Source organism: Spirosoma luteolum, from assembly GCF_054778875.1.
Window position 1 is genome coordinate 223675 of record NZ_BAAGZE010000003.1, and the last position, 21913, is coordinate 245587.

The following is a 21913-nucleotide window of genomic DNA, read 5'->3' on the forward strand; positions in this document are numbered from 1 at the left end:
GAGGTGGGCAGGGGGTATTCCGACAAAAATAGACGTTCGGGGCTGTTTTGCAAGCCCGGCGAGCCCCGTGGCGCATATTTGCCTTACCCTAACCCAAAATCGGTTACCTTGCCGGTGTATTCCTTAACAGCGCTATGGCTTACCTGACAACCCTCCTGACCACCTGCCTGCTGGCAGGTGCCCTTACCGTTTCGGCAACGGCAGCCGCCCCCGCCGACGAGACCCCAGCCCCACCCGCCAAACCCTCGACCAAACTCTACGAGGTACGGATTTATCACCCCATGCCGGGCAAATACGCCGAAATCGTCGACCGGTTCCGGCAGTACACCACCAAACTGTTTGAAAAGCACGGCATGGAAAACATCGGGTACTGGACCCCGACCGACACCACCAACAAGGAGCTGATCTACATCCTGGCTTATCCCGACCGCGCGGCCCGCGATGCCTCGTGGAAAGCCTTCCAGGACGATCCGGCCTGGAAAGCGGTGGTCGAGAAAACGCAGGCCAACGGCAAGCTGGTAGAGAAAGTCGATCAGATTTTCATGACCGAATCGGACCTGTCGCCGACTATCAAGCCCAGCAAGAAGGCTCCCCGCACGTTCGAACTGCGTACCTACACGGCCGCGCCCGGCAAGCTCGAAACCCTGCTGACCCGGTTCCGCGATCACACGATCAAACTGTTCAGCAAGCACGGTATGACCCACATCGGCTACTGGATTACGCAGGAAGCCGAAGGCACGCAGCCCAAACTGATTTACATCCTGGCTCACCCCAGTGAAGCCGAGGGTAAACAGCACTTCAAGGAATTTGCCGAAGACCCGAAATGGATCAAAGCCCGCGACGCATCGGAAGCCAATGGCAAAGTGACCGAGAAGGTAGAGTCGATCTACATGAACGCCACCGATTATTCGCCGATTCGCTAACAATCGCGAACAAGCCCCGAGTCAATCGGTTTCACAGGGTAAACAACCAACGCTATGAAACCGATTGACTTTTCCACTCCACTGGCCCGGAAGCTCCAGTCGGACCGGCTGTCGCGCAGCCAGTTTCTGAGTCTGGCCGGCCGGAGTCTGGCGCTTGGCGCCGTTAGCAGTGCGGTGGCGGCCTGTGCAACAAGCGCCCCTTCGGGCCCGACCACGACCATGCAGAGCGGTAGCACGGGTCCTGTTCCGAAGCTGCCCGCCGTGTCGCCCCCGGCTACGGTACCCGCCGATCCGGCCAAACCCATCGAGCTGGAGCCGATCAAAGCCAAAACCGAGCAGCAGAACGCACCTACCCCTACTCCGCTGGCGCCCGACAAGCGGGTTGGCTACGCCGTCGTTGGGCTGGGCCACCTCTCCCTCGATGAGATTCTGCCCGCCCTCAGCCAGTCGAAAAAATCGAAGATCGTGGCCCTGGTCAGTGGCAACCCCGAGAAAATGAGTCGGGTAGCCCTGCAGTACGGCGTCCGGAACGAGTACTGCTACAGCTACGCCGATTACGACCGGCTCAAAGACAATCCCGACGTACAGGTCATCTACATTGTGCTGCCCAACGGTATGCATGCCGAATACACCATTCGGGGCGCCAAAGCGGGCAAGCACATTCTGTGTGAGAAACCGATGGCCAACACCGTTGCCGAATGCCAGGCCATGATCGATGCCTGCAAACAGGCCAACGTGAAGCTGATGATTGCTTACCGGATTCAGTATGAACCGCACAACCGTAAGGTGCGCGAAATGATCCAGTCCAGCCAGTTCGGCAAGGTCAAATCCATACTGGCCAACAACGGCCAGAACTCTGACAATCCCAAACACTGGCGCTTCAATAAAGCCCTGGCCGGCGGGGGCTCGTTGCCCGACGTGGGGCTCTACTGCCTGAACACCATCCGCTTTATCCTGGGTGAAGAACCCACCGAGGTGTCGGCCTTTGTGCACAGTACGCCCGGCGATCTCCGTTTCCGCGAAGTCGAGGAGCAGGTTAACTGGCTCATGACGTTTCCGAGCGGGGTACAGGCCAGCTGCGCCACCAGCTACGGTCACCACGACGATAAAAATTACAAGGTGCTGGCCGATACGGGCTGGATCAAAATGGACCCCGCTTTCCCCTATCAGGGCCTTAAACTGATGACCAGCCAGGCTGAGGGAAAAGAGAATCGGGTAACCGAACACGAGATGGGCCAGAAAAACCACTTTGCGGCTGAGATGGACCACTTTTCAGACTGCGTGCTGAACAACAAAACGCCGTTTACACCGGGCGAAGAAGGCATGCAGGACCAGAAAATTATGGAAGCGATCTACCAGTCGGCGCGTGAAAGCCGCCCTGTCAAACTGCCGAAGGTCGACCGGAAAGATGCGTTTCGCGGCTCGGAACCGTCGGAGAGCTAACCCGCCAGGGCTGCCGAAAATAAGCAGCTGTTCCGGCATCCAATCTGGCCGTGCGCGCCCCTGAGGTTCGCCGGCCAGATTGGTTATAACCAGCCCCTACCTACCCAAAATCACCCTGATAATCAACGATATAATCTCCTACTGGCGCAATATGCCGGTGCAAGTGGGCAGTAGATCGGCGCGGGCGGGTTTGGCGTCCGCACAATTTGAAATCCGCCGGGGGGGTGTTAACTTTGGGTATGGAAAATTTTGTGGTCTCGGCCCGCAAGTACCGCCCCGCCACCTTCGATACCGTTGTCGGACAGGAGCACATCACTACCACGCTCAAGAATGCGATCAGGACCAATCACTTAGCGTCGGCCTTTTTGTTTTGCGGCCCCCGCGGTGTTGGCAAAACCACCTGCGCCCGGATTCTGGCCAAGACCATCAACTGCCAGAACCTGACCGCCGAGGGTGAAGCCTGCGACCAGTGCGAATCCTGCGTTAGCTTCAACCAGAACGCATCGTTCAACATCCACGAACTCGATGCGGCCTCCAACAACTCGGTCGAAGACATTCGAAACCTGATCGATCAGGTGCGGTATCCACCCCAGTCGGGCAACTACAAAATCTACATCATCGATGAGGTGCACATGCTCTCATCGGCGGCTTTCAACGCTTTTCTGAAAACGCTGGAAGAGCCGCCCAGCTACGCCATTTTCATTCTGGCCACGACCGAAAAGCACAAAATTCTGCCCACCATTCTGTCGCGCTGTCAGATTTTCGACTTCAACCGGATTCAGCCGCAGCACATTGCCGGCCACCTGGCCTCGATTGCCCGCAAGGAAGGCATCGAAGCCGAATCCGACGCCCTCGACCTGATTGCCCAGAAAGCCGATGGCGGGCTGCGCGATGCGCTGTCGATGTTCGACCTGAACGTAACGTTCGCGGCCGACCGCATCATCCGCTATAAGGAAGTGCTCGACAACCTGCACATCCTCGACTACGATTACTATTTCCGCCTGACTGATTTCCTGCTGGCGGGCAACCTCGTGCAGAGTCTGCTGACGGTCGATGAAATTCTGCGCAAGGGTTTCGACGGGCACCAGTTTGTGGTCGGGCTTTGCCGGCACTTCCGCGATCTGCTGGTGGCCAAAGATGCGGCTACGGTGCAGCTGCTGCAGGTAACCGAAAACGTTCGGCGGCAATACCTCGATCAGTCGGGGCGCGCGCCCATGTCGTTTCTGCTGTCGGCGCTGAGCCTGGGCGGTCAGTGCGACATGCACTACAAGCAGGCCAAAGATCAGCGGCTGCACGTAGAACTGTGGCTGATGAAGCTGGCCAACCTGCGCAACGTGCTCGATTGGGATGCGATGCCCACGCTGAGTGCTCCGGCCGCGCTGACCGACGGCGCCGAAAAAAAAAACGCCAGTCGCCAGCCCTCGCCTGAGTCAGGTCGGCCCGTAGCCGATCCGCAGCCCATCACGAGTGAGCCGGCCGGTGGCTATCGGGCGGCCCCCACGCCGATCGTAGCGCCCGTCGTACCGGATAGCGTACCAGCGGCTACGGTAGCTGCTGCTGTATCAACCGCGCCCCCGGTGGTCACGGCGCCGGCAGCGCAGTCCGCACCGGCAGGTCCAACTGCCAGCCGCCCCCCTGTCACGCTGCCTCCGCGACCGGCCGGGAGCCGGCTCCGCCAGACCGTTTCGCTCAACACAAGCGCGGTGGTCACCACCCAGGAAGCCGAACCGGTTGTGGTAGCCGCACCGGCACGACCCGATCTGCCGTTTTCGCTGGACGAGTTGCAAAGTGCCTGGAATACGTTTGCCCGGCGCCGGCATCAGCAGTTCGACTCGGCTACGGAACAGCTCGTGCTGAACCGCGCCCTGACGCTCGATGATACCGTTATCCGCCTGACGCTCGATAACACCCTGCAGGTTGGTTACCTGACCGATATCAAGCCCGACCTGATCGGCTTTCTGCGCGAAACGCTGCAAAACAGCCGTATCCAGATCGAACACACGGTACAGGTGCAGGAGGTGAAGAAGATGATTTACAGCTCGCTCGACAAGTTCAACTTCATGGCCGACAAAAACCCGGCCCTGCACGACCTGCGCAAAGCACTGAACCTCGAGGTTGATTACTAGACAAGTCCGGCCAAAGCGGTCTTGCCGGCTTTACTTAAACGCTTTAGCCTCGCGAATCACGAGTTTGTATTCGGCCGTATCGAGCACTTTTTTGTAAAGTGCCCTGGCACGGGTACGGTCGTTGGCGCGGGCTGCAATTCGGGCCAGACCAGCATAGGCAAACGCTTTGTATTCTTTCGTGTAAGCGTCGTTGGCCGGCAGTTTCAGGGCTGCTTCGTAGCACTCAGCTGCGGCCCGGTCGTTTTTATCAGCCTGTTCGGCCAGCATCCCCGAAAACGTCTGATAGGCCAGCGGCACCAGCTTATTGGTAAACTGCCGCAGCTGCTGCACCGCCGGACGCGCATCGGTGTAGCGTCCCGACAGCAGCAGCGTTTCGGCCTGAATCATGGCAAACAGCGGATTTTTGGGGTATTTCTCCACCAGATAACTCGTGTAGGCGCTGGCCTTTACGGGGTTCGACTCGTGTTTGAGCAGAATATGGGCCAGGTAATAGTTGGCAACAGGACGCATGAACACCGCCTTCCGGGTGGCAATATCCATCTGTTTCAAGCCCAGCGGCATATCACCATCGGCGAAGAAAAACATGAAAGGCCGCACAATCGGGTGATCGACCGGGTAGCGCTCTACGTAGTAATTGTAAAGGCCCGTGGTAAAATAGAAGTCCGACTGTTTATCGAGGAGTTTGGCCCCGCTACGGAGGTAGTTATATGCTTTTTTCGACTCCCCAACCGCCTTGAGCGATTCGCCCTGATTGTGGTAAAGCGAAGCCATGTAACTATAGCTGCTCAGCATAAAGAATATGCCTTCCGGATCAGCTTCGTTTTTGTCGAGCATCCGTTTCGACAGCGTCATGCCCTCGCCAACAGCCTGCCCGAACTGGGTCATGGCCCCTTTGTTGTCGGCCAGGGGCAGGTGCTGAATGTCGAGCTGCGTGGCCCGGAGCATAAACGCAACCGGGTGCTGGGGATACCGCGTCTGGAGCTGCCGGATCAGGGCATCGGCCTGCGCAAACTCCATGTTGTAAATGTGATCGAGAGCCCTGACAACGGTTTGCTGGGCAGCCGGATCGTTCATCACCTGCGCCCGAACAGGTATCGACCACCAAACCAGAAAAAGAGCGATAAAAAAGCAAATACGACGTGGCAATGTGGTAAAAACGATTACGTTGGTTCTGTACGGCTGGTACCGTACTTTTGTTTACTGCGTATACCTAACGACAGCTCTTTGCAAAAGTTTCGCCCATGATTCATTACGAACAGTTTGTTTTAGATAATGGCCTGCGGGTGTTCGTCCACGAGGACGACTCGACCCCCATGGCTGCTGTCAATATCCTGTACAACGTCGGCTCGCGCGACGAAGATCCGGCCCGTACGGGCTTTGCCCATTTGTTCGAGCACCTGATGTTTGGTGGCTCGGCCCATATCCCCAGCTACGATGCCCCGCTGCAGCAGGTTGGGGGCGAAAACAACGCCTTTACCAGTCCCGACATCACCAACTACTACATTACGCTGCCGGCGGCCAACCTCGAAACAGCTTTCTGGCTCGAATCGGACCGGATGATGAGCTTGTCGTTCGACCCGCAGGTTCTCGACGTGCAGCAGAAAGTAGTGATCGAAGAGTTCAAGCAGCGCTACCTCAACCAGCCTTACGGCGACGTATGGCTTAAGCTGCGCCCCCTTGCCTATCAGCAGCACCCCTACCGCTGGGCCACCATCGGCAAAGACATCAGCCACATCGAAGACGCCACGCTCGACAACGTGCGCGACTTTTTCTTCCGGTATTACCTGCCCAACAACGCCATTCTGGTGGTGGCTGGCCACGTTACGGTCGACCAGGTGAAAGCCCTGTGTACCAAGTGGTTCGCCCCCATTCCGGCCGGGGCGCCCTACGTGCGGCAACTGCCGGCCGAACCCCGCCAGACCGAAGCGCGACACCTCGAAGCGAGTGCCAGCGTTCCGCTCGACGCCCTGTACAAGGTGTGGCACACGCCCGGCCGCTTCGACCCTGACTTCCAGACCGTCGACCTGCTGAGCGATATACTGGGGCGGAGTAAATCATCGCGGCTTTACCAGCGACTGGTGCGCGACCGGGCCCTGTTCAGCAACATCGCGGCTTACAACACGGCCTCCCTCGACCCCGGTCTGCTGGTTGTACAGGGTACGCTCAACGAAGGCGTAACGCTCGAAGAAGCCGACGCGGCCGTCGAAGCCATCATTCAGGAGTTTATCGATCAGCCCGTGCCGGCCGATGAGCTAACCAAGGTGAAGAACCAGGCCGAAGCCACGCTGGCCTTCTCGGAAGTCGAACTGCTGAACCGCGCCATGAACTTGGCTTTCGCGGCCAATGCCGGCGATCCGGAGCTGGTGAACCAGGAAGCAGCCAACATTCAGGCCGTCACGCCCGACGCCATTCAGCAGCTGGCGGCTCAGGTACTGCGCACGGCCAACTGCTCAACTCTTTACTACCGGCGGGCGGCCGAACCGGTAGCCGCCTGACCAGACTGCCCCGCGTATGACCCCTACCCACACGCCCACCCCGCTCACGCCCGAGCAGCTGCAGGCCCTCTCGCAGGAGGTACGGCAGGCGCTGACCGCGCTCTACGGCGACCGGCTCGACCGGGTGATTCTGTACGGGTCATACGCGCGGGGCGATTTCCACGCCGAATCCGACGTCGACTACCTGGTGGTGCTGCGCGATGAGGCAGTAAAAGCCGGGCGGGAAGTTCGCTTTATGGCGCAGGCCATTGGCAAACTGGCATTGCGCTACAGTACCGAGCTTTCGGTACTGCCCGTATCAACAAGGCGTTATCAGGCGGCCGAAACGCCTTTTTTCGGTGAAGCACGGATGGAGGGCCAATTAGTATGACTGATCGTAGTCTGAGCAATGCGCACCTGAAAAAGGCCATCGACGATCTTCGTGAGGCCCAGAGTCTGCTTGATGCCGGTTTTACCGACGGTACCTGTAACCGGGCCTATTATGCACTCTTCCACGCTGTACTGGCCATGTTGCACACTACCGACGCCAGTGTACCGAAAACACACACGGGTGCACATACTGAATTTCGCAGGCAATTTATCCGAACCGGTCTGATCAGCGAAACCCTGAGTACTACAATAACAACCCTGTTCAATCTCCGGCAGGGGAGTGATTACGAAATTGGATTCGATATTTCATTGGACGACGCACAGGATGCCGTCGAGCAGGCCAGCTCATTTCTCACGACAGTTCAGGTTTACCTTCGGGCCAGCGAGGCCCACTAATGGTTCGGCGGGGGCCATGCGTTGCCCGCCGGCGAACGACTAAACCACAACACCCCATGAAAATACGCGTAGGTCAGGGATACGATGTTCATCGCCTGGCAGAAGGCCGGCCGTTCTGGCTCGGCGGCATCCAGATTCCCTGCGAATTCGGTCCCGTCGGCCATTCCGATGCCGACGTTGTTTGCCACGTATTATGCGATGCCCTGCTGGGCGCGGCCAATATGCGCAACATCGGCTACCATTTCTCCGACAAAGACCCGCGCTGGAAAGGCGTCGACAGCAAGCTGCTGCTGGCCGAAGTGCTGCGCATGGTGCGGGAGGCCGGCTATGAGGTGTCCAATGTCGACGTGACCGTTGTACTGCAGGAGCCCAAACTCAACCCCCACATCCCGGCCATGAAAACCTGCCTCGCAGGCGTCATGCACATTCCCGAGGAGGATATCTCCATCAAAGCTACTACGTCTGAACACCTCGGCTTTGTCGGTCGCAGCGAAGGTATTGCCGCCCACTGCGTTGCCCTGATTTATAAGTAATCGACCATTTTTGAGATATTTTCTCAATATTTAGCCCTTATCAACAAGGCAAAATTTTAAAAATGGTCAGAGCCTATGTTCATAGAATTCAGTGTCGCTAATTTTCTGTCCATAAAAGATCGCCAAACCTTACGAATGGACCCAACGGGTATTAGCGATTATCCCGAACGGGTATTCATTGCCGGTGGAAAGAAACTATTAAGAAGCGTTGCCCTGTATGGTGCCAATGCCAGTGGCAAGTCAAACCTTCTGAAAGCCATTGACAGGATGGGGTTCATTTTACGGCACTCCGCTCAACGGCAGTCGACAGATGAGATCCCTGTCGACCCTTTCCGGCTAAATACAGAAACTCTACAGCAGCCAAGTTCTTTCGAAATACTCTTCATTGCTGGGCAAACCCAATACCGTTATGGATTCGACGTAGACAAAACAGCAGTAAGAGCGGAGTGGTTATTTGAAACCAAAAAGACTCGTGAGCGAATGTTATTCATACGTCAGGAGGACGCCATTGAGCTGTCAAAAAATTTCGCAGAGGGTAAAGGGCTAGAAGAACGTACCAGAGACAATGCGCTTTTTTTAAGCATTTGTGACCAGTTCAATGGTCCAATAGCGAAACGTATCTTAGACTGGTTTGGACATCTTGTATACGTTTCTGGAATAGAGCATGAAATGCATAGAAACAATTTATTGCGACTCATTGACGCGCCAAATGTTCATGACGAATTGAATGATATTATTCAAAAAATGAATTTTGGGTTTTCGGGTATTGCCTTGCAGAAAAGCGACATGGACAGAGAATATCTAGCCAGTCTCTCTCCAGAAAATCAAAAACGTTTTTTTGATTTACTAGACGGAAAGCGAACGGTAGGCATCAAAACAGTGCACGAGCAATACAACTCCTCTAATGAACTTGTTGCTTCTGTCCTCATGGATTTGGCGAACGAATCATCCGGAACAAACAAGTTTTTCGATATTCTTGCCCCTCTTTACTTGGTTTTAGAACGACCAGGCATTTTGGTTGTCGACGAACTTGATGCAAAACTTCACCCACTTCTCACCCAAGCTATTATCAGGCTCTTCAACGACCCGGCAACGAATCCAAACAATGCCCAATTGATTTTTGCCACGCATGATACGAATCTACTGACGTACGGTCAGTTTAGAAGAGACCAAATCTGGTTTACGGAGAAAGACCAATACGGAGCAACCAGTCTATATTCACTAGTTGAATACCAAGAAGAGGACGGAACGAAAGTTCGGAAGGATCGGTCGTTCGAAACAGACTATATCCAAGGACGATACGGAGCAATACCATACATAGGTGACTTCTCAAAACTCTTTCAGCATGGCACGGAAAGAGAAAATTGATAGTGCGTTCAAAAAACGCTTCGAACGTCTGGAAGTAAAAAGGAAGCAAGACACCCGACCTAAAAAGCGTTATTTCTTGGTTGTATGTGAAGGGACGAAAACAGAGCCCAACTATTTTGAAGGTTTGCGAAGAAATTTACCACCGCATATCCTTGAGCTAATTGATTTTGAGGCCCGTGGTACTGGCAGAAATACGCTGGGACTCATCAATGAAGCTATAAAAATAAAAGAAAGAACCGAATTACACGCTGGTCGAGTGGTCGATGAAGTCTGGGCTGTATTTGACCGTGACAGCTTCCCAAATCATCATTTCGATACTGCCATCACCAAAGCACGACAGCTAAATATTCACTGCGCGTGGAGTAACGAAGCTTTTGAACTCTGGTTTTTACTTCACTTCCAAGACTTTCAAAATGCTATGCGTCGGCAAGACTATCAAGATAAGCTGGAACAAGAACTAAGTCGACACTTAGGCAAGTCGTTTTCGTACGAAAAAAATAGTCAGTCGATGTTTGATCTACTCCATGAGTATGGAAACGAAGACATGGCAATCAAACGAGCCATAAAACTGGAGAGACAGTTTGCCGGGCGAACCGATTATGCAAATCACAATCCGTGTACGACCGTATACACGCTAATTGAAAAGCTACGCCTACAAATCAGATAATTTACTCAACCTTCTCCACATGAACGGCCTACCTTCCCATCATTTTTATTCATTATGCATTCTTTTTGCCCTGCTGGGCCTTAGCACAATGGCTCTGGCCCAGAAACCGGCCGAGCCGCTGGGCTTCGAAGAATACGATCCCGTATCGACACTCAAGGTGCCGGAGCATAAGCTGACCCGGGCCAAATACCCATTTATCGATGTGCATAACCACCAGTGGAATATGGATGATGCCAGCCTGACGCCACTGGTACGGCAGATGGATAGCCTCAACATGGGCATTATGGTCAACCTGAGCGGTCGGGGTTGGGGGGGCGTGGCCGAGGGCAATCAGTTTTTCGCGAAGTCGATGGCCAACATCGCCAAAACCGACCCTAAGCGGCTGGTGCTGTTTACCAACATCAACTTCGACGGGGTGGGTACCAAAGGCTGGACCGAGGAAGCCGTTCGCCTTCTCGAAGCCGATGTGAAGCAGGGAGCCCGGGGCCTGAAAATCTACAAATCACTGGGCATCAACAACAAAGACGCCGGTGGGCAGCGCATCCGGGTCGATGATCCGCGGCTCGACCCGATCTGGGCCAAATGTGGCGAACTGGGCATACCGGTGCTCATTCACACGGCCGACCCCAAATCGTTCTGGGACCCGATGGACCGGTATAACGAGCGCTGGCTCGAACTTAAACTGCACGGTGGCCGCAAACGGGCTGCCAACGATCCGGTGCCCTGGGAGCAGCTGCTGGCCGAGCAGCACAACGTGTTTAGAAAACACCCTAAAACTACGTTTATCAACGCCCACATGGGCTGGTATCCCAACGACCTGACCAAACTCGACAGTTTGATGCGCGCGTTCCCGAACATGAACGTCGAGATTGGCGCCGTCATTGCTGAACTGGGCCGACAGCCGCGGGCCAGCCGGGCTTTCTTCGAGACATGGCAGGACCGGATTCTGTTTGGTAAAGACAGCTGGGTACCCAGCGAATACGCGACTTACTTCCGCGTGCTCGAAACCGACGACGAGTATTTTCCCTACCACAAGAAGTACCACGCATTCTGGCGCATGTATGGCATGAACCTCCCCGACGCAGTGCTGAAGAAGGTGTATTACAAAAACGCCCTGCGCATCATTCCCGGGCTCGACAAAAGTAGTTTCCCCGACTGAGTCAGCCAGGTTTACCCATTCAGTACGCACGTCTGTTTTTCGTCTATGCTTATCACCGGCATCACCCTCTACCAGTACGACATTCCGCTCAAAGCCCCTATCACTATTGCGCTGGGCACCATCGAACACGCCCGTAACCTGCTGGTCCAGATCAGCACGAGCGACGGGCTGACGGGCTGGGGCGAAGCCTCGCCCTTCTGGATGCTCGTGGGCGAAACGCAGGCGTCGGGGCTGGCGGCCGCGCAGGACCTGGCCCGGCTGCTGATCGGACGCGACCCGCTGGCGATCGAAGCCAACGTGCGGGCGCTGGCGCGGTTTCTGCCCGCCCACCCCACCACCCGGTCGGCTTTCGACATGGCCCTGTATGACCTGGCCGCTCAGGCAGCGGGCCTGCCGCTCTACCGGTTTCTGGGTGGCACCAAACGCACCCTCGTCACCGACGAAACCATCTATATCAACACCCCCGACCTCATGGTGGCCGATGCGCTGCGTATTCAGGCGCAGGGTGCCGATGCGATCAAGGTAAAGCTGGGCACCAATCAGCGCGACGATATCCGGCGGATCGAAGCCATTCGTCAGGCTATTGGCGATGCGACACCCATCCGAACCGACGCCAATCAGGGATGGGATGTGGTAACAGCACAGGCCGTGCTGCGCGCCATCGGCGACTGGAATGTGCAGTATTGCGAACAGCCCGTGGCCCGGGCCAACGTAACGGGCCTGCGCCAGATCCGGCAGCAGGCCACGGTACCGATCATGGCCGACGAAAGTTTGTTCGATGCGGTCGACGCTATCCGGCTGGTGCGTGAAGAAGCGGTCGACTATGGCAACATCAAGCTGGCCAAAAGCGGGGGTATCTACGAAGCCCTGGCCATCAATGCCGTTTTTGAGGCAGCCGGTATGGCCTGCATGATCGGCTGCATGTCGGAATCGCGGCTGGCCCTGTCGGCCAGTGCGCACCTGGCGTCGGCCCGGCAGAACATCCGCTTCTGCGACCTCGACAGCTGCTTCGAACATGCTGACGACCCCGTGCGGGGAGGCATTCGCTACAATGGCTACCAGATCACGCTGCCCGATACACCCGGGATCGGCGCCGACATCGATCCGACCTTTCTGCAGCACTGCCCGTCGGTGCATATTGCCTGATTACGCATGATTACCATCACCACCGTTCAGTCAGCGGCCGATGTCGCCGGCATTCTGGCGCTGCAGCAGCGCAACCTTCGTCAAAACATCCCCGCCGAGGTTCAGCTCGATCAGGGGTTTGTCACTGTCGAGCACGACCCCGCCGTGCTGACCCGGATGAACCAGGCCGCCCCCAGTGTGATCGCCAAAGATGGCGATACCGTGGTGGGCTACTGCCTGACCATGCTGCCCGACTTTGCCGACGAGGTGCCCGAACTAAAACCCCTTTTCGATTCGATTGGGGCGCTCAGTTATCAGGGGCAACCGATTCACGCCTACGCCTACTACGTAATGGGTCAGGTATGTGTTGGTGAGGGCTACCGGGGCCAGCAGCTTTTCGATCGGATGTACCAGCACCAGCGCGACGTTTACGGCGACCGGTTCCGGTTGCTGGTAACCGATATCTCGGAGCGAAATACCCGGTCGCAGCGCGCCCATGCCCGCGTGGGTTTTCAGACCATCCACGCCTTCGACGATCCAAACCTGGGCGAACGCTGGCTAGTGGTTGTCTGGGACTGGCAGCAGTAGCCCGGGCTACCCGGCCGTTGCCCAAACGTTTGCTTTACCCCGGGCAGCCCCGGTTGTCAGGGCAGTTCGATTGGGCGTTCGAAGGGTTCACTCGATTGCAGCACCTGCTGTGTGGCCGGGTCGAGCTGTTGCACCAGCAACTGGTATCGACCAGCGGGCACCGTATCGGGGATGGTGAATTTCGGGTACGACTCCAGCCCCACCGACAGCGGCAATCGGTAGACCTGTGCCGGATTGGCCTGGTTCGCAAGTGTCAGCGCGAGCGTGCCGTTTCGGTTACCGAAGGCAATCACGATAGCCTGATTGCGGGGCAGGGCGAGGGGGGTGGCCGTGAGCGCCTTACCACCCGGCACATAATTGACCATGCCGATATACGGTTGTGTTGGCGTGCGCAGTACACTCAGCCGATACAGCGTTCCCGTCGACTGGCCGTTCTGCACCAGATCGAGGCCATAGTAGCCCGGTGCCAGCGCCGGCACCGTTAGCTCAAGCGGTTGCCGGGCCGCGCCTTTAGCCACGCCCACCGTTGCTCCGTCGGCCGCCACCACGCGAAAGCTCAACTGATCGGCCAGCAGGTTGGCGCCTGTGACGGTCAGCGCAGTGGGTTTACCCGTCAGCACCGTATAACCAAACACCGGATCTTTATCGAGCTGAGCACGGCCCGCTTTTACGTCGAGCGCACCCGGCTCGGTCAGTACCGTTCCGTCGGCACGGGTCATGGTCACCGTATACAGCCCCGGCTCGAAGGCCAGCCCAAACGCCGACAGATCGATGTAGTTGGCGCGCTGGGCCGAGCAGGTCAGCACCTGCCCCGTGCGGGCATCGACCACCACCGGCTTACCACCCGATGCCTGGGGCGTAAAGGTAACCGACTGGGGCAGCGAGTTTCCGTAGAGATACTGCACCGGCAGGTGAATGGTGGCCGAGTCGCCAATGGCAAACGGCAGCATGGGTGTGCTGGCCGTGCCGGCTGCGAGGGGGCCACCGGCTTCGGGCCGAATGGTGTACTGCACCAGGGGCGTGGCACCGGGGGCATCTTTGCCGGTTAGAAAAATACGTTGCAGACTACTCGTATCGGCTACGCACCAGCGGGCTATCTGCCCCAGCCCCAGGGCCGCCAGGGTGGTGGTGAGCCGCGCCCGGTCGGTAAGTGTGACGGTAGCGGGGGTTCCGCTGGCGGGCAGCAGTGCCGGCATTCGGACCCGAATCGTGCGCGTTGGCTGATCGATCCGGATAGCCTCGTCGGGAATACCGGCCAGCTTCAGACTGGTGATGCGCAGATCGGGGTATGTCAGCGGCAGGGGTTCGTCGGTGCTACGGCGGCAGGCCGTCAGTACGATCAGGAAAACCAGGAGCGGTAGTGGTATATGGCGCATAACAAAGCGTTCTGGACAAAGCGTTACTGAGATAACGGTCAAACCTGGCGAACGGTCTGTTTGAGCTCCGAAAAAGGCGGGAATGTATAGGTAGGTTCGCCGAGTGTGTTTCGTAACTTCGTCTTCGTTTTCATCTGTACGCATGAAAGTTGGTTTATTTATTCCGTGTTACGTCGACCAGTTTTATCCGCAGGTCGGTATCGCCACGCTGCGACTCCTGCAGTCGCTCGGCCAGCAGATTCACTTTCCGATGGAGCAGACCTGCTGCGGGCAACCTATGGCCAACTCGGGTTTTGCCAAACGATCGGCCGGTTGCGACCGGAACTTCGTTCGCAATTTTGCCGGCTGCGACGTGGTGGTTGGCCCCTCGGGCAGCTGTGTACTCCACCTCAAGGAACACCTGCATGACCCCGCCCACGAAGCCGAAGCCGAACGGCTCCGCAACAATGTGTATGAGCTCTGCGAATTTCTGACCGACGTGCTGCAGGTTGAGTCGCTGCCACCGGCCCGGTTTCCGCACCGCGTGGGTCTGCACACCAGCTGCCACGGGCAGCGCGGCCTCGGCCTGTCGTCGGCGTCGGAACTGATGAAACCCAAATTTTCGAAGCCCGAACAGCTGCTCCGTATGGTCGACGGGCTTGACCTGGTTACCCTGTCGCAGCCCGACGAGTGCTGCGGTTTCGGGGGTACGTTCTGCGTATTTGAAGAAGCCCTGTCGTCGAAGATGGGCAAAGACCGCGTGGCCGACCACGTACGGCACGGGGCCGACGTAATTACGGGGGGCGATATGTCGTGTCTGATGCAGCTCGAAGGCGTATTACACCGGCAGAACAGTCCCGTGCGGGTCATGCATATTGCCGAAATCCTGACGGCGCAGGCCTAACTCCTTCGGGCAGGGCTGGCCCACTCCAACCCGATTCGTTATGGAAAAAACCCTCACTCCGCCCCGTCATGCCGAAGCCGCTGCGGCTTTTCTGCAGGACGAAGCCAACACCGACTGGCACAACGAAACGCTGTGGTTTGTACGCAGCAAACGTGACCGGGCCGCCCAGACGCTGCCCGAGTGGGAAGACCTGCGCGAACAGGCGTCGCAGATCAAATTTCATACGCTCTCGCGGCTCGATGAGTACCTGACGGAGCTGGAAGCCAACGCCCGGAAAAACGGCATCACCGTGCACTGGGCCGCCGATGCCGACGAACATAACCGGATCGTGCTGGGCATCATGCAACAGCACAACGCCACGCAGGTGGTCAAAAGCAAGTCGATGCTGACGGAGGAGTGCCACCTCAACCCCTACCTGATCGAACACGGCATCGACGTGATCGACACCGACCTGGGCGAGCGGATCGTGCAGCTGCGTAATGAGCCCCCCAGCCACATCGTGCTGCCGGCCATTCACCTCAAAAAGAGCCACATCGGCGATCTGTTTCATAAGCACCTCGGCACCGACGCCGGCGCCACCGACCCGCAATACCTGACCGAAGCCGCCCGAATTCACCTGCGGCAAAAGTTTCTGCTGGCCGACGTAGCCATTACGGGCGTCAACTTTGCCATTGCCGAAACGGGGGGTTTTGTGGTCTGCACCAACGAAGGCAACGCCGATCTGGGCGCGCATCTGGCCAAGGTACACATCGCCTGCATGGGCATCGAGAAAGTGATTCCGAAGGGGCAGCACCTGGGCGTTTTCCTGCGCCTGCTGGCCCGCTCGGCCACCGGCCAGCCCACTACCACCTACAACAGTCATTTCCGGCGTCCCGCCCCCGGTCAGGCCATGCACCTCGTACTGGTCGACAATGGGCGCACCCGGCAGCTGGCCAGCCCCGACTTCCGCAACTCGCTCAAATGCATTCGGTGTGGCGCCTGTATGAACACCTGCCCCGTGTACCGGCGCAGCGGAGGGCATAGCTACCACTCGGCCATTGCCGGCCCCATCGGCTCGATTCTGGCGCCCAACATCGACATGAAGGAATACGCCGACCTGCCCTTTGCGTCTACGCTTTGCGGGTCGTGCACCAATGTGTGTCCGGTCAAGATCGACATCCACCAGCAGCTCTATAAGTGGCGACAGGTGCTGGGCGAAGCGGGGGCGGTGGAGCCGACCAAAAAGATGGGCATGGCGGGTATGGATGTACTGTTCAGCCACCCGGCGCTGTACCGCTTTGCCGGTCGTACGGGTCGCTGGCTGATGAAGCAGTTTCCGTCGCTGGCCAACAACCGCCGGCTGAACCCCTGGGCCATTCACCGCGATATGCCCACGCCCCCCGCCCAAAGCTTCCGCGACTGGTACGCAGCGCAGGAAAAGAAATAAGTAGTACGGTTTTCGGTATACAGCTTTCGGTATACGGTATTCAGTATATGGTTTTCCGTACACGGTTTACAGCATTTTTCCATATTGAGCGTATAGCCTGTAGACTCAGTTGTCTCATCCACAATCCTTACCCGTGCTGAAACCTGAATACTAAAAACTTAAAACTGAAAACCACAAACTCACTCCCCCCTCCCTCCGTGTCACGCGAACAAATCCTGTCTGCCATTCGGCAAGGTAAGCCCGAACTGCATCCGCTTCCCGAAACCATCGGGTTTCCCTCGTACATTGCTCCTGCCGATGTGGTCGATACGTTTCTGAAAACGGTGGCTTCCAACGGAGGCATTGGCGTACGGACCCCTTCGCTGGAAGCCGTCCGGGCGCAGATCGCGTCGGAGTATGACCTGACTCTGCCGACGCTGAGCCACGTTTCCGGCCTCGATCTGAGCAACTTCACCCCCACCGACAATCTGCGCCTGCTCGACGATCTGAATCTGGTGGTGCTGCAGGGCCTGACAGCCGTAGCCGAAAACGCCTGCATCTGGTTCGATGAAACGGCCCTGAGTATTCGTGCCCTGCCTTTCATTACACTCAATGTGGTGGCAGTGGTCTACGAAAAAGACCTCGTGGCGACCATGCATGAGGCCTACGGCCGCATCGACCTCGATACGGGGTTTGGCACCTTCATTGCCGGCCCTTCCAAAACAGCCGATATCGAACAGTCGCTGGTGATTGGGGCGCATGGCTCTAAAACCATGACCGTCTTTCTGCTGCCCTAGGCGCCAGTTCGCCCGGAAATGAGCCCGTCGGCGCCGTTCAGACAGCGTGCCCGTGTCGGTCGGCAGTGGATTCGTAGTAGTAGCGATGCCAGGGTGACTGCTTTTCCGGGCAAGTTATACGTTCCTATGCCCCGATTGATCCGTTTGCCCAGCCTGGCTACCCTGCTGCTCGTTCAGCTCACGGCCCAGGCCCAGCGTGCCCCCGTTTCCTACGTCAATACCCTGATCGGGTCGGCACCCAGCCGTACCCCAACGGCCCTGCGCCACAGCGAAGCCGGCAGCGAACTGAAAGGCCAGACCGTGCCGATGGTGGGTCGGCCCCACGCCATGACCAACTGGACACCCCAGACGCAGGCCACCGAAATCAAGTGTATACCGCCCTATTATTATAACGACCCCAGAATCAACGGCTTTCGGGGGAGTCACTGGATGAATGGGAGCTGCGTGCAGGACTATGGCAGCGTGACACTCATGCCGCTGGCCGGGCCTCTGCGCGTGCGTCCGAACGCCCGCGGCTCGGCGTATTCGCACCAGCAGGAAGTGGCCACGCCGGCCTACTACCGCACCACCCTGACCGACTACGCCATTCAGGCCGAACTGACGGGCCATACCCGGGCGGGCCTGCTGCAGTTTACGTTTGGGCGCGGGGGCAGCAGTCATATGCTGATCGAAGCCAACAGCGACGAAGGACAGGGCTTTCTGGCTATCGACTCCGCCCGGCAGGAAGTGGTGGGCTATAATCCGGTCCACCGGATCTACCAGGGCGCGGGGCAGCCGGCCGGCTTCAGCGGATATTTTGTGGTGCAGTTCGACACGCCCTTCACCGTGTCGGGTACGTGGCAGGATACCACCATCACCCCCGGTCGGCGCAGCGTTCGCGGGCAGGGACGCCGGGAAGCAACCGGTGCGTATGTGAGCTGGCAGCTTCGGCCGGGGCAGGTCGTGCGGGTGCGCGTCGGCACGTCGTTCGTCAGCCTCGACGGGGCCCGGCAAAATCTCCGGGCCGAGATTCCGGATTTCGATCTGGCCCGCCAGCGCCGGCAAACCGAAGCGGCCTGGAATCAGGAACTGGGCAAGCTGACGGTGGACGGCCGCGAATCCGACAAAGCGCTCTTTTACTCGGCCCTCTACCGCACCCGGCTGACGCCCCGCATTTTTTCGGACGTCGATGGCCGCTACCCCGGCTTTGCCGACGACACGACCACGCACCGGGCCGATGGCTTCACCTACTACTGCGACTACAACCTCTGGGACACCTTCCGGGGCGTTCATCCGCTGCTCAACCTGGTCGATCCGGCCCGCTCCGGCGATATGATGCAGTCGCTGGTGAAGAAAGCCGAACAGGGCGGCTGGATGCCCATTTTTCCGTGCTGGAATACATACACCGCAGCCATGGTGGGCGACCATGCTTTGTCGGTGATGGCCGATGCCTACGTGAAGGGCGTACGTAATTTCGACATACCAACTGCCTACCGATACCTGCGCAAAAATGCTTTCACCGTCAACACCGATGCCCGCAGTTATGCCAACGGGCAGGGTCGCCGGGCGCTCGCATCCTACCTGACCCATCGCTATATTCCGCTTGAAGATTCGGTCTGGCAGGCGTTTCACAAGCGGGAGCAGGTATCGCGCACCCTCGAATATGCCTACGACGATTTCTGCCTGAGCCAGCTGGCCACCGCGCTCGGTCAGACCGACGATGCCAGACAGCTGCGGGAGCGGGCGCAGTGGTACCGCAACGTGCTCGACCCCAGCACCCGCTATGTCCGCGGGCGCTACACCGATGGCCGCTGGATGGCTCCGTTCGACCCCTTTGCCCTGCGGGCATCGTTTATCACCGAAGGGTCGCCGGCGCAGTACACGTTTTTTGTGCCGCAGGACATGCCCGGCCTCATCAGCGCCGTGGGTGGTCCCGTCGCTTTCGTGGCCAAACTCGATACCCTGTTCAACGGCGGGCACTACTGGCACGGCAACGAACCCAATAACCAGATTGCCTACCTCTACGCGCTGGCGGGCAGCCCCCACAAAACCCAGGCCCGCGTACGGCAGCTGATCTACGACGAATACGACGGCAGCCCCGGTGGTCTGAGTGGCAATGAAGATGGGGGCCAAATGTCGGCCTGGCTGGTATTCAGTATGGCGGGGCTGTACCCGGTGTGCCCCGGCACCCCCGACTATGTACTGGGCAGCCCCGTTTTCGACCGGATCACAATTCAATCGCCGGGCGGGCGGCCTTTCCGCATCGAAACCCGCTTCAACAGTCCGCAGCACGTCTATGTGCAGTCGGCAACGCTCAACGGCAAACCAGTTGACGGGCAGACGCTTACGCACCAGACCATCCGGCAGGGCGGCACCCTGGTGCTGACCATGGGAAATAGACCGGCAGCCGGGTACGAAACCCCTAAAAAGTAGTAAATTTGAGTGACCTTAGCCCGTCATGGGTCAGGCCTTTTCTCCTTGCCAAGCTCTTATGTTCCTAAACCGTTACCCTGTTAGCCGGGCCCTGTTGGCCGGCCTGACGCTCTGGTGTGCGCTGGCCCACGGTCAGTCGATGGATGAATCCCTCACCCGCCTTACGCCCGCTACCCTCTCCGGACTGCCCGGCAACTGGAAACCAGCCGGTTCGCTACTCGTTAACCCGCAGGATGCGGGCACCAAAACGACATCGGGCAACACGGTACTCGTAGGCAGCGCGGGGCAGCCCGTGACATTGCTGACCGGCGCCCGCGATGTGCGGCTGCTGATGGAGGTGATGCTTTCGCCCGGTGCCGACGCGCAGCTGCTGGTGAGCGGTGCCCCCATCCGGCTCGCCGACAACTGGGGCACCGCCGGTGTCAACGCCCGCACCATCGGTACCGTAACGACTGGTACCGCCGAGTTACCCACCCGCAGTACCGGTCGGGCACCCGGCCTCTGGCAGCAGGTCGAATTGCTGATGGAATCGGGTCGTAAACCCGCCGTACTGGCGCAACTCAAGCTCAATGGCGTGCTGATTCAGGAAAATCTGGTGCTGCCCAACCTGCCGCAGGCCGCAGCCGGCACAGTAGCCATACAGGTCAATAACGGAACCGTAGCGGTGCGCAACATCGGCTACCAGCTCGTGTCGGACCGGAAGGTCGCCAGCCTGAACAACCTGCGCTATCAGTTCTACGAGGCCAAAACGGAAACAACCTCGCCCGAAGCACTAAAGAATCTGAAGATGATCAAGGAAGATACCACATCGACACTGTCGTATGAGGTATCGTATGGGCAACCGCGATGGCACGCCATCGTGTACACCGGCGATCTGACCGTCGACAAAGCCGGCACCTACACCATCGCGCTTCAAAACGGTGGCTATGCCGGACTCGATATCGACGGCAAGTCGGTTATTGCCAATACCTACCAGGATCTGGGCAAGATGAATACCGCCCGCATCAACCTGAGCGCGGGCAAACACCCGATCAAACTGTTCTATGGCCGGTCGTGGCCCCGGCCGGGTTTCGGCCTCTTCATTGCCGCCCCCGACACCAAGTTTCAGACCCTGCACGCGCCCGCGTCGCTGCCCGAGCCCGACCCTGTCGGCACGATTGCCGTGCCGGTGCGCGACGAGCCCGTACTGATCCGGTCGTTCGTGCAGCTGCCGGGCGAAGCCAGAAAGCGGACCCACTGTCTGTCGGTTGGCACGCCCTCGGGCCTGCATTATACGGTCGATCTGAACCAGGACGCTCTGCTGCAGGTGTGGCGTGGTGACTTTGCCGACGCCACCGAGATGTGGTACGAGCGGGGTGAACCCCAGCTGCTCGAGCCCATGGGTTCGCCCGTGCGCCTGGCCCCGCAGTCGGCGGTGGCCCTGCTCAGCAACGCCCAGCAGGCCTGGCCCGACACCATGGCGACCACCGATTTTACCTACAAGGGTCTGAAACTCGATCAGCAGGGCCACCCCACCACGCGCTACCGTTACCGCGACATCGACGTAACCGACGCCCTGCTGCCCACCACCGATGGCAAGGCGCTGAACCGCACGCTTACCCTGAGTGGCTCGGGCAACGGGTCGCTCTACTGCCGGCTGGCCACGGGGCAAACCATCGATGAAGTAGCTAAAGGCCTGTACGCCATCGATGACCACCGTTACTACGTGCGGCTCGATCCGAAGCAGAAAGCCACCCTGCGCACCAGCAACGGCAGGCAGGAACTACTGATGCCGGTTTCGGGCAATGGCAACACCACCATCCAATACGCGTACATCTGGTAGGCATGCGGTGCTGGCCCCGCGAGCGA

19 protein-coding genes are annotated in these 21913 nt (G+C 58.4%); 17 read left to right on the plus strand and 2 right to left on the minus strand.

Going from position 1 to position 21913, the window contains the following annotated elements; translation table 11 throughout:
• Positions 1 to 134 precede the first annotated feature (134 nt).
• The 3 genes from ACYVAC_RS03705 to ACYVAC_RS03715 all read left to right on the plus strand — a co-directional run bounded on the left by ACYVAC_RS03705 (position 135) and on the right by ACYVAC_RS03715 (position 4492).
• Complete coding sequence (locus tag ACYVAC_RS03705; protein ID WP_461096224.1) at positions 135 to 923, plus strand: NIPSNAP family protein; 789 nt, start codon at positions 135 to 137, stop codon at positions 921 to 923.
• A gap of 54 nt (positions 924 to 977) precedes the next feature.
• Complete coding sequence (locus tag ACYVAC_RS03710) at positions 978 to 2366, plus strand: Gfo/Idh/MocA family protein (RefSeq protein WP_461096225.1); 1389 nt, start codon at positions 978 to 980, stop codon at positions 2364 to 2366.
• Positions 2367 to 2605: 239 nt separating this feature from the next.
• Positions 2606 to 4492: a DNA polymerase III subunit gamma/tau gene (locus tag ACYVAC_RS03715; protein WP_461096226.1), complete on the plus strand. Its 1887-nt coding sequence runs from the start codon at positions 2606 to 2608 to the stop codon at positions 4490 to 4492.
• A 30-nt stretch (positions 4493 to 4522) separates the two neighbouring features.
• Here ACYVAC_RS03715 and ACYVAC_RS03720 read toward each other — a convergent pair whose 3' ends face one another.
• A complete protein-coding gene (locus ACYVAC_RS03720) occupies positions 4523 to 5638 on the minus strand; it encodes a tetratricopeptide repeat protein (RefSeq protein WP_461096227.1) in 1116 nt (371 codons plus the stop codon).
• Positions 5639 to 5733: 95 nt separating this feature from the next.
• Here ACYVAC_RS03720 and ACYVAC_RS03725 point away from each other — a divergent pair, with 95 nt between their 5' ends.
• The 9 genes from ACYVAC_RS03725 (at position 5734) to ACYVAC_RS03765 (ending at position 13192) form a co-directional block, all read left to right on the plus strand.
• Positions 5734 to 6987, plus strand: coding sequence for a M16 family metallopeptidase (locus ACYVAC_RS03725; protein WP_461096228.1), 1254 nt, complete (start codon positions 5734 to 5736; stop codon positions 6985 to 6987).
• 16 nt (positions 6988 to 7003) lie between these two features.
• On the plus strand, positions 7004 to 7357 hold the full coding sequence (locus ACYVAC_RS03730; protein WP_461096229.1) for a nucleotidyltransferase domain-containing protein: 354 nt from the start codon (positions 7004 to 7006) through the stop codon (positions 7355 to 7357).
• Positions 7354 to 7752 (plus strand): HEPN domain-containing protein, encoded by a 399-nt coding sequence (locus tag ACYVAC_RS03735; protein WP_461096230.1) that lies wholly within the window; start codon positions 7354 to 7356, stop codon positions 7750 to 7752. Before ACYVAC_RS03730 ends, ACYVAC_RS03735 begins: the two co-directional genes overlap by 4 nt.
• A gap of 56 nt (positions 7753 to 7808) precedes the next feature.
• Positions 7809 to 8285 carry a 2-C-methyl-D-erythritol 2,4-cyclodiphosphate synthase gene (gene ispF / locus ACYVAC_RS03740; protein ID WP_461096231.1) on the plus strand — a complete coding sequence of 159 codons (477 nt, stop codon included), beginning with the start codon at positions 7809 to 7811 and terminating at the stop codon, positions 8283 to 8285.
• Between the two features lie 75 nt (positions 8286 to 8360).
• Entirely contained in the window at positions 8361 to 9653 is a 1293-nt protein-coding gene (locus ACYVAC_RS03745) for an AAA family ATPase (RefSeq protein WP_461096232.1), read from the plus strand.
• Positions 9631 to 10320 carry an RloB family protein gene (locus ACYVAC_RS03750; RefSeq protein WP_461096233.1) on the plus strand — a complete coding sequence of 230 codons (690 nt, stop codon included), beginning with the start codon at positions 9631 to 9633 and terminating at the stop codon, positions 10318 to 10320. The genes ACYVAC_RS03745 and ACYVAC_RS03750 overlap by 23 nt, the downstream gene beginning before the upstream one ends.
• A gap of 19 nt (positions 10321 to 10339) precedes the next feature.
• On the plus strand, positions 10340 to 11479 hold the full coding sequence (locus ACYVAC_RS03755) for an amidohydrolase family protein (RefSeq protein ID WP_461096234.1): 1140 nt from the start codon (positions 10340 to 10342) through the stop codon (positions 11477 to 11479).
• Between the two features lie 45 nt (positions 11480 to 11524).
• A complete protein-coding gene (locus tag ACYVAC_RS03760; RefSeq protein ID WP_461096235.1) occupies positions 11525 to 12625 on the plus strand; it encodes a mandelate racemase/muconate lactonizing enzyme family protein in 1101 nt (366 codons plus the stop codon).
• A 6-nt stretch (positions 12626 to 12631) separates the two neighbouring features.
• The gene (locus ACYVAC_RS03765) at positions 12632 to 13192 is read left to right on the plus strand and encodes a GNAT family N-acetyltransferase (protein ID WP_461096236.1); all 561 of its coding nucleotides are present in this window, start codon (positions 12632 to 12634) and stop codon (positions 13190 to 13192) included.
• 56 nt (positions 13193 to 13248) lie between these two features.
• Here ACYVAC_RS03765 and ACYVAC_RS03770 read toward each other — a convergent pair whose 3' ends face one another.
• On the minus strand, positions 13249 to 14568 hold the full coding sequence (locus tag ACYVAC_RS03770) for a hypothetical protein (RefSeq protein ID WP_461096237.1): 1320 nt from the start codon (positions 14566 to 14568) through the stop codon (positions 13249 to 13251).
• A 142-nt stretch (positions 14569 to 14710) separates the two neighbouring features.
• On the opposite strand from ACYVAC_RS03770, the gene ACYVAC_RS03775 reads away from it, so the two are divergent.
• From ACYVAC_RS03775 to ACYVAC_RS03795, 5 genes are all read left to right on the plus strand, one after another.
• Positions 14711 to 15451, plus strand: a complete 741-nt coding sequence (locus ACYVAC_RS03775; RefSeq protein WP_461096238.1) for a (Fe-S)-binding protein — start codon at positions 14711 to 14713, stop codon at positions 15449 to 15451.
• A gap of 40 nt (positions 15452 to 15491) precedes the next feature.
• A complete protein-coding gene (locus ACYVAC_RS03780; protein WP_461096239.1) occupies positions 15492 to 16877 on the plus strand; it encodes a lactate utilization protein B in 1386 nt (461 codons plus the stop codon).
• Positions 16878 to 17074: 197 nt separating this feature from the next.
• On the plus strand, positions 17075 to 17653 hold the full coding sequence (locus ACYVAC_RS03785; protein WP_461096240.1) for a LutC/YkgG family protein: 579 nt from the start codon (positions 17075 to 17077) through the stop codon (positions 17651 to 17653).
• Between the two features lie 126 nt (positions 17654 to 17779).
• Positions 17780 to 20065, plus strand: a complete 2286-nt coding sequence (locus ACYVAC_RS03790; RefSeq protein ID WP_461096241.1) for a GH92 family glycosyl hydrolase — start codon at positions 17780 to 17782, stop codon at positions 20063 to 20065.
• 58 nt (positions 20066 to 20123) lie between these two features.
• The gene (locus tag ACYVAC_RS03795) at positions 20124 to 21887 is read left to right on the plus strand and encodes a PA14 domain-containing protein (RefSeq protein WP_461096242.1); all 1764 of its coding nucleotides are present in this window, start codon (positions 20124 to 20126) and stop codon (positions 21885 to 21887) included.
• Positions 21888 to 21913 lie beyond the last annotated feature (26 nt).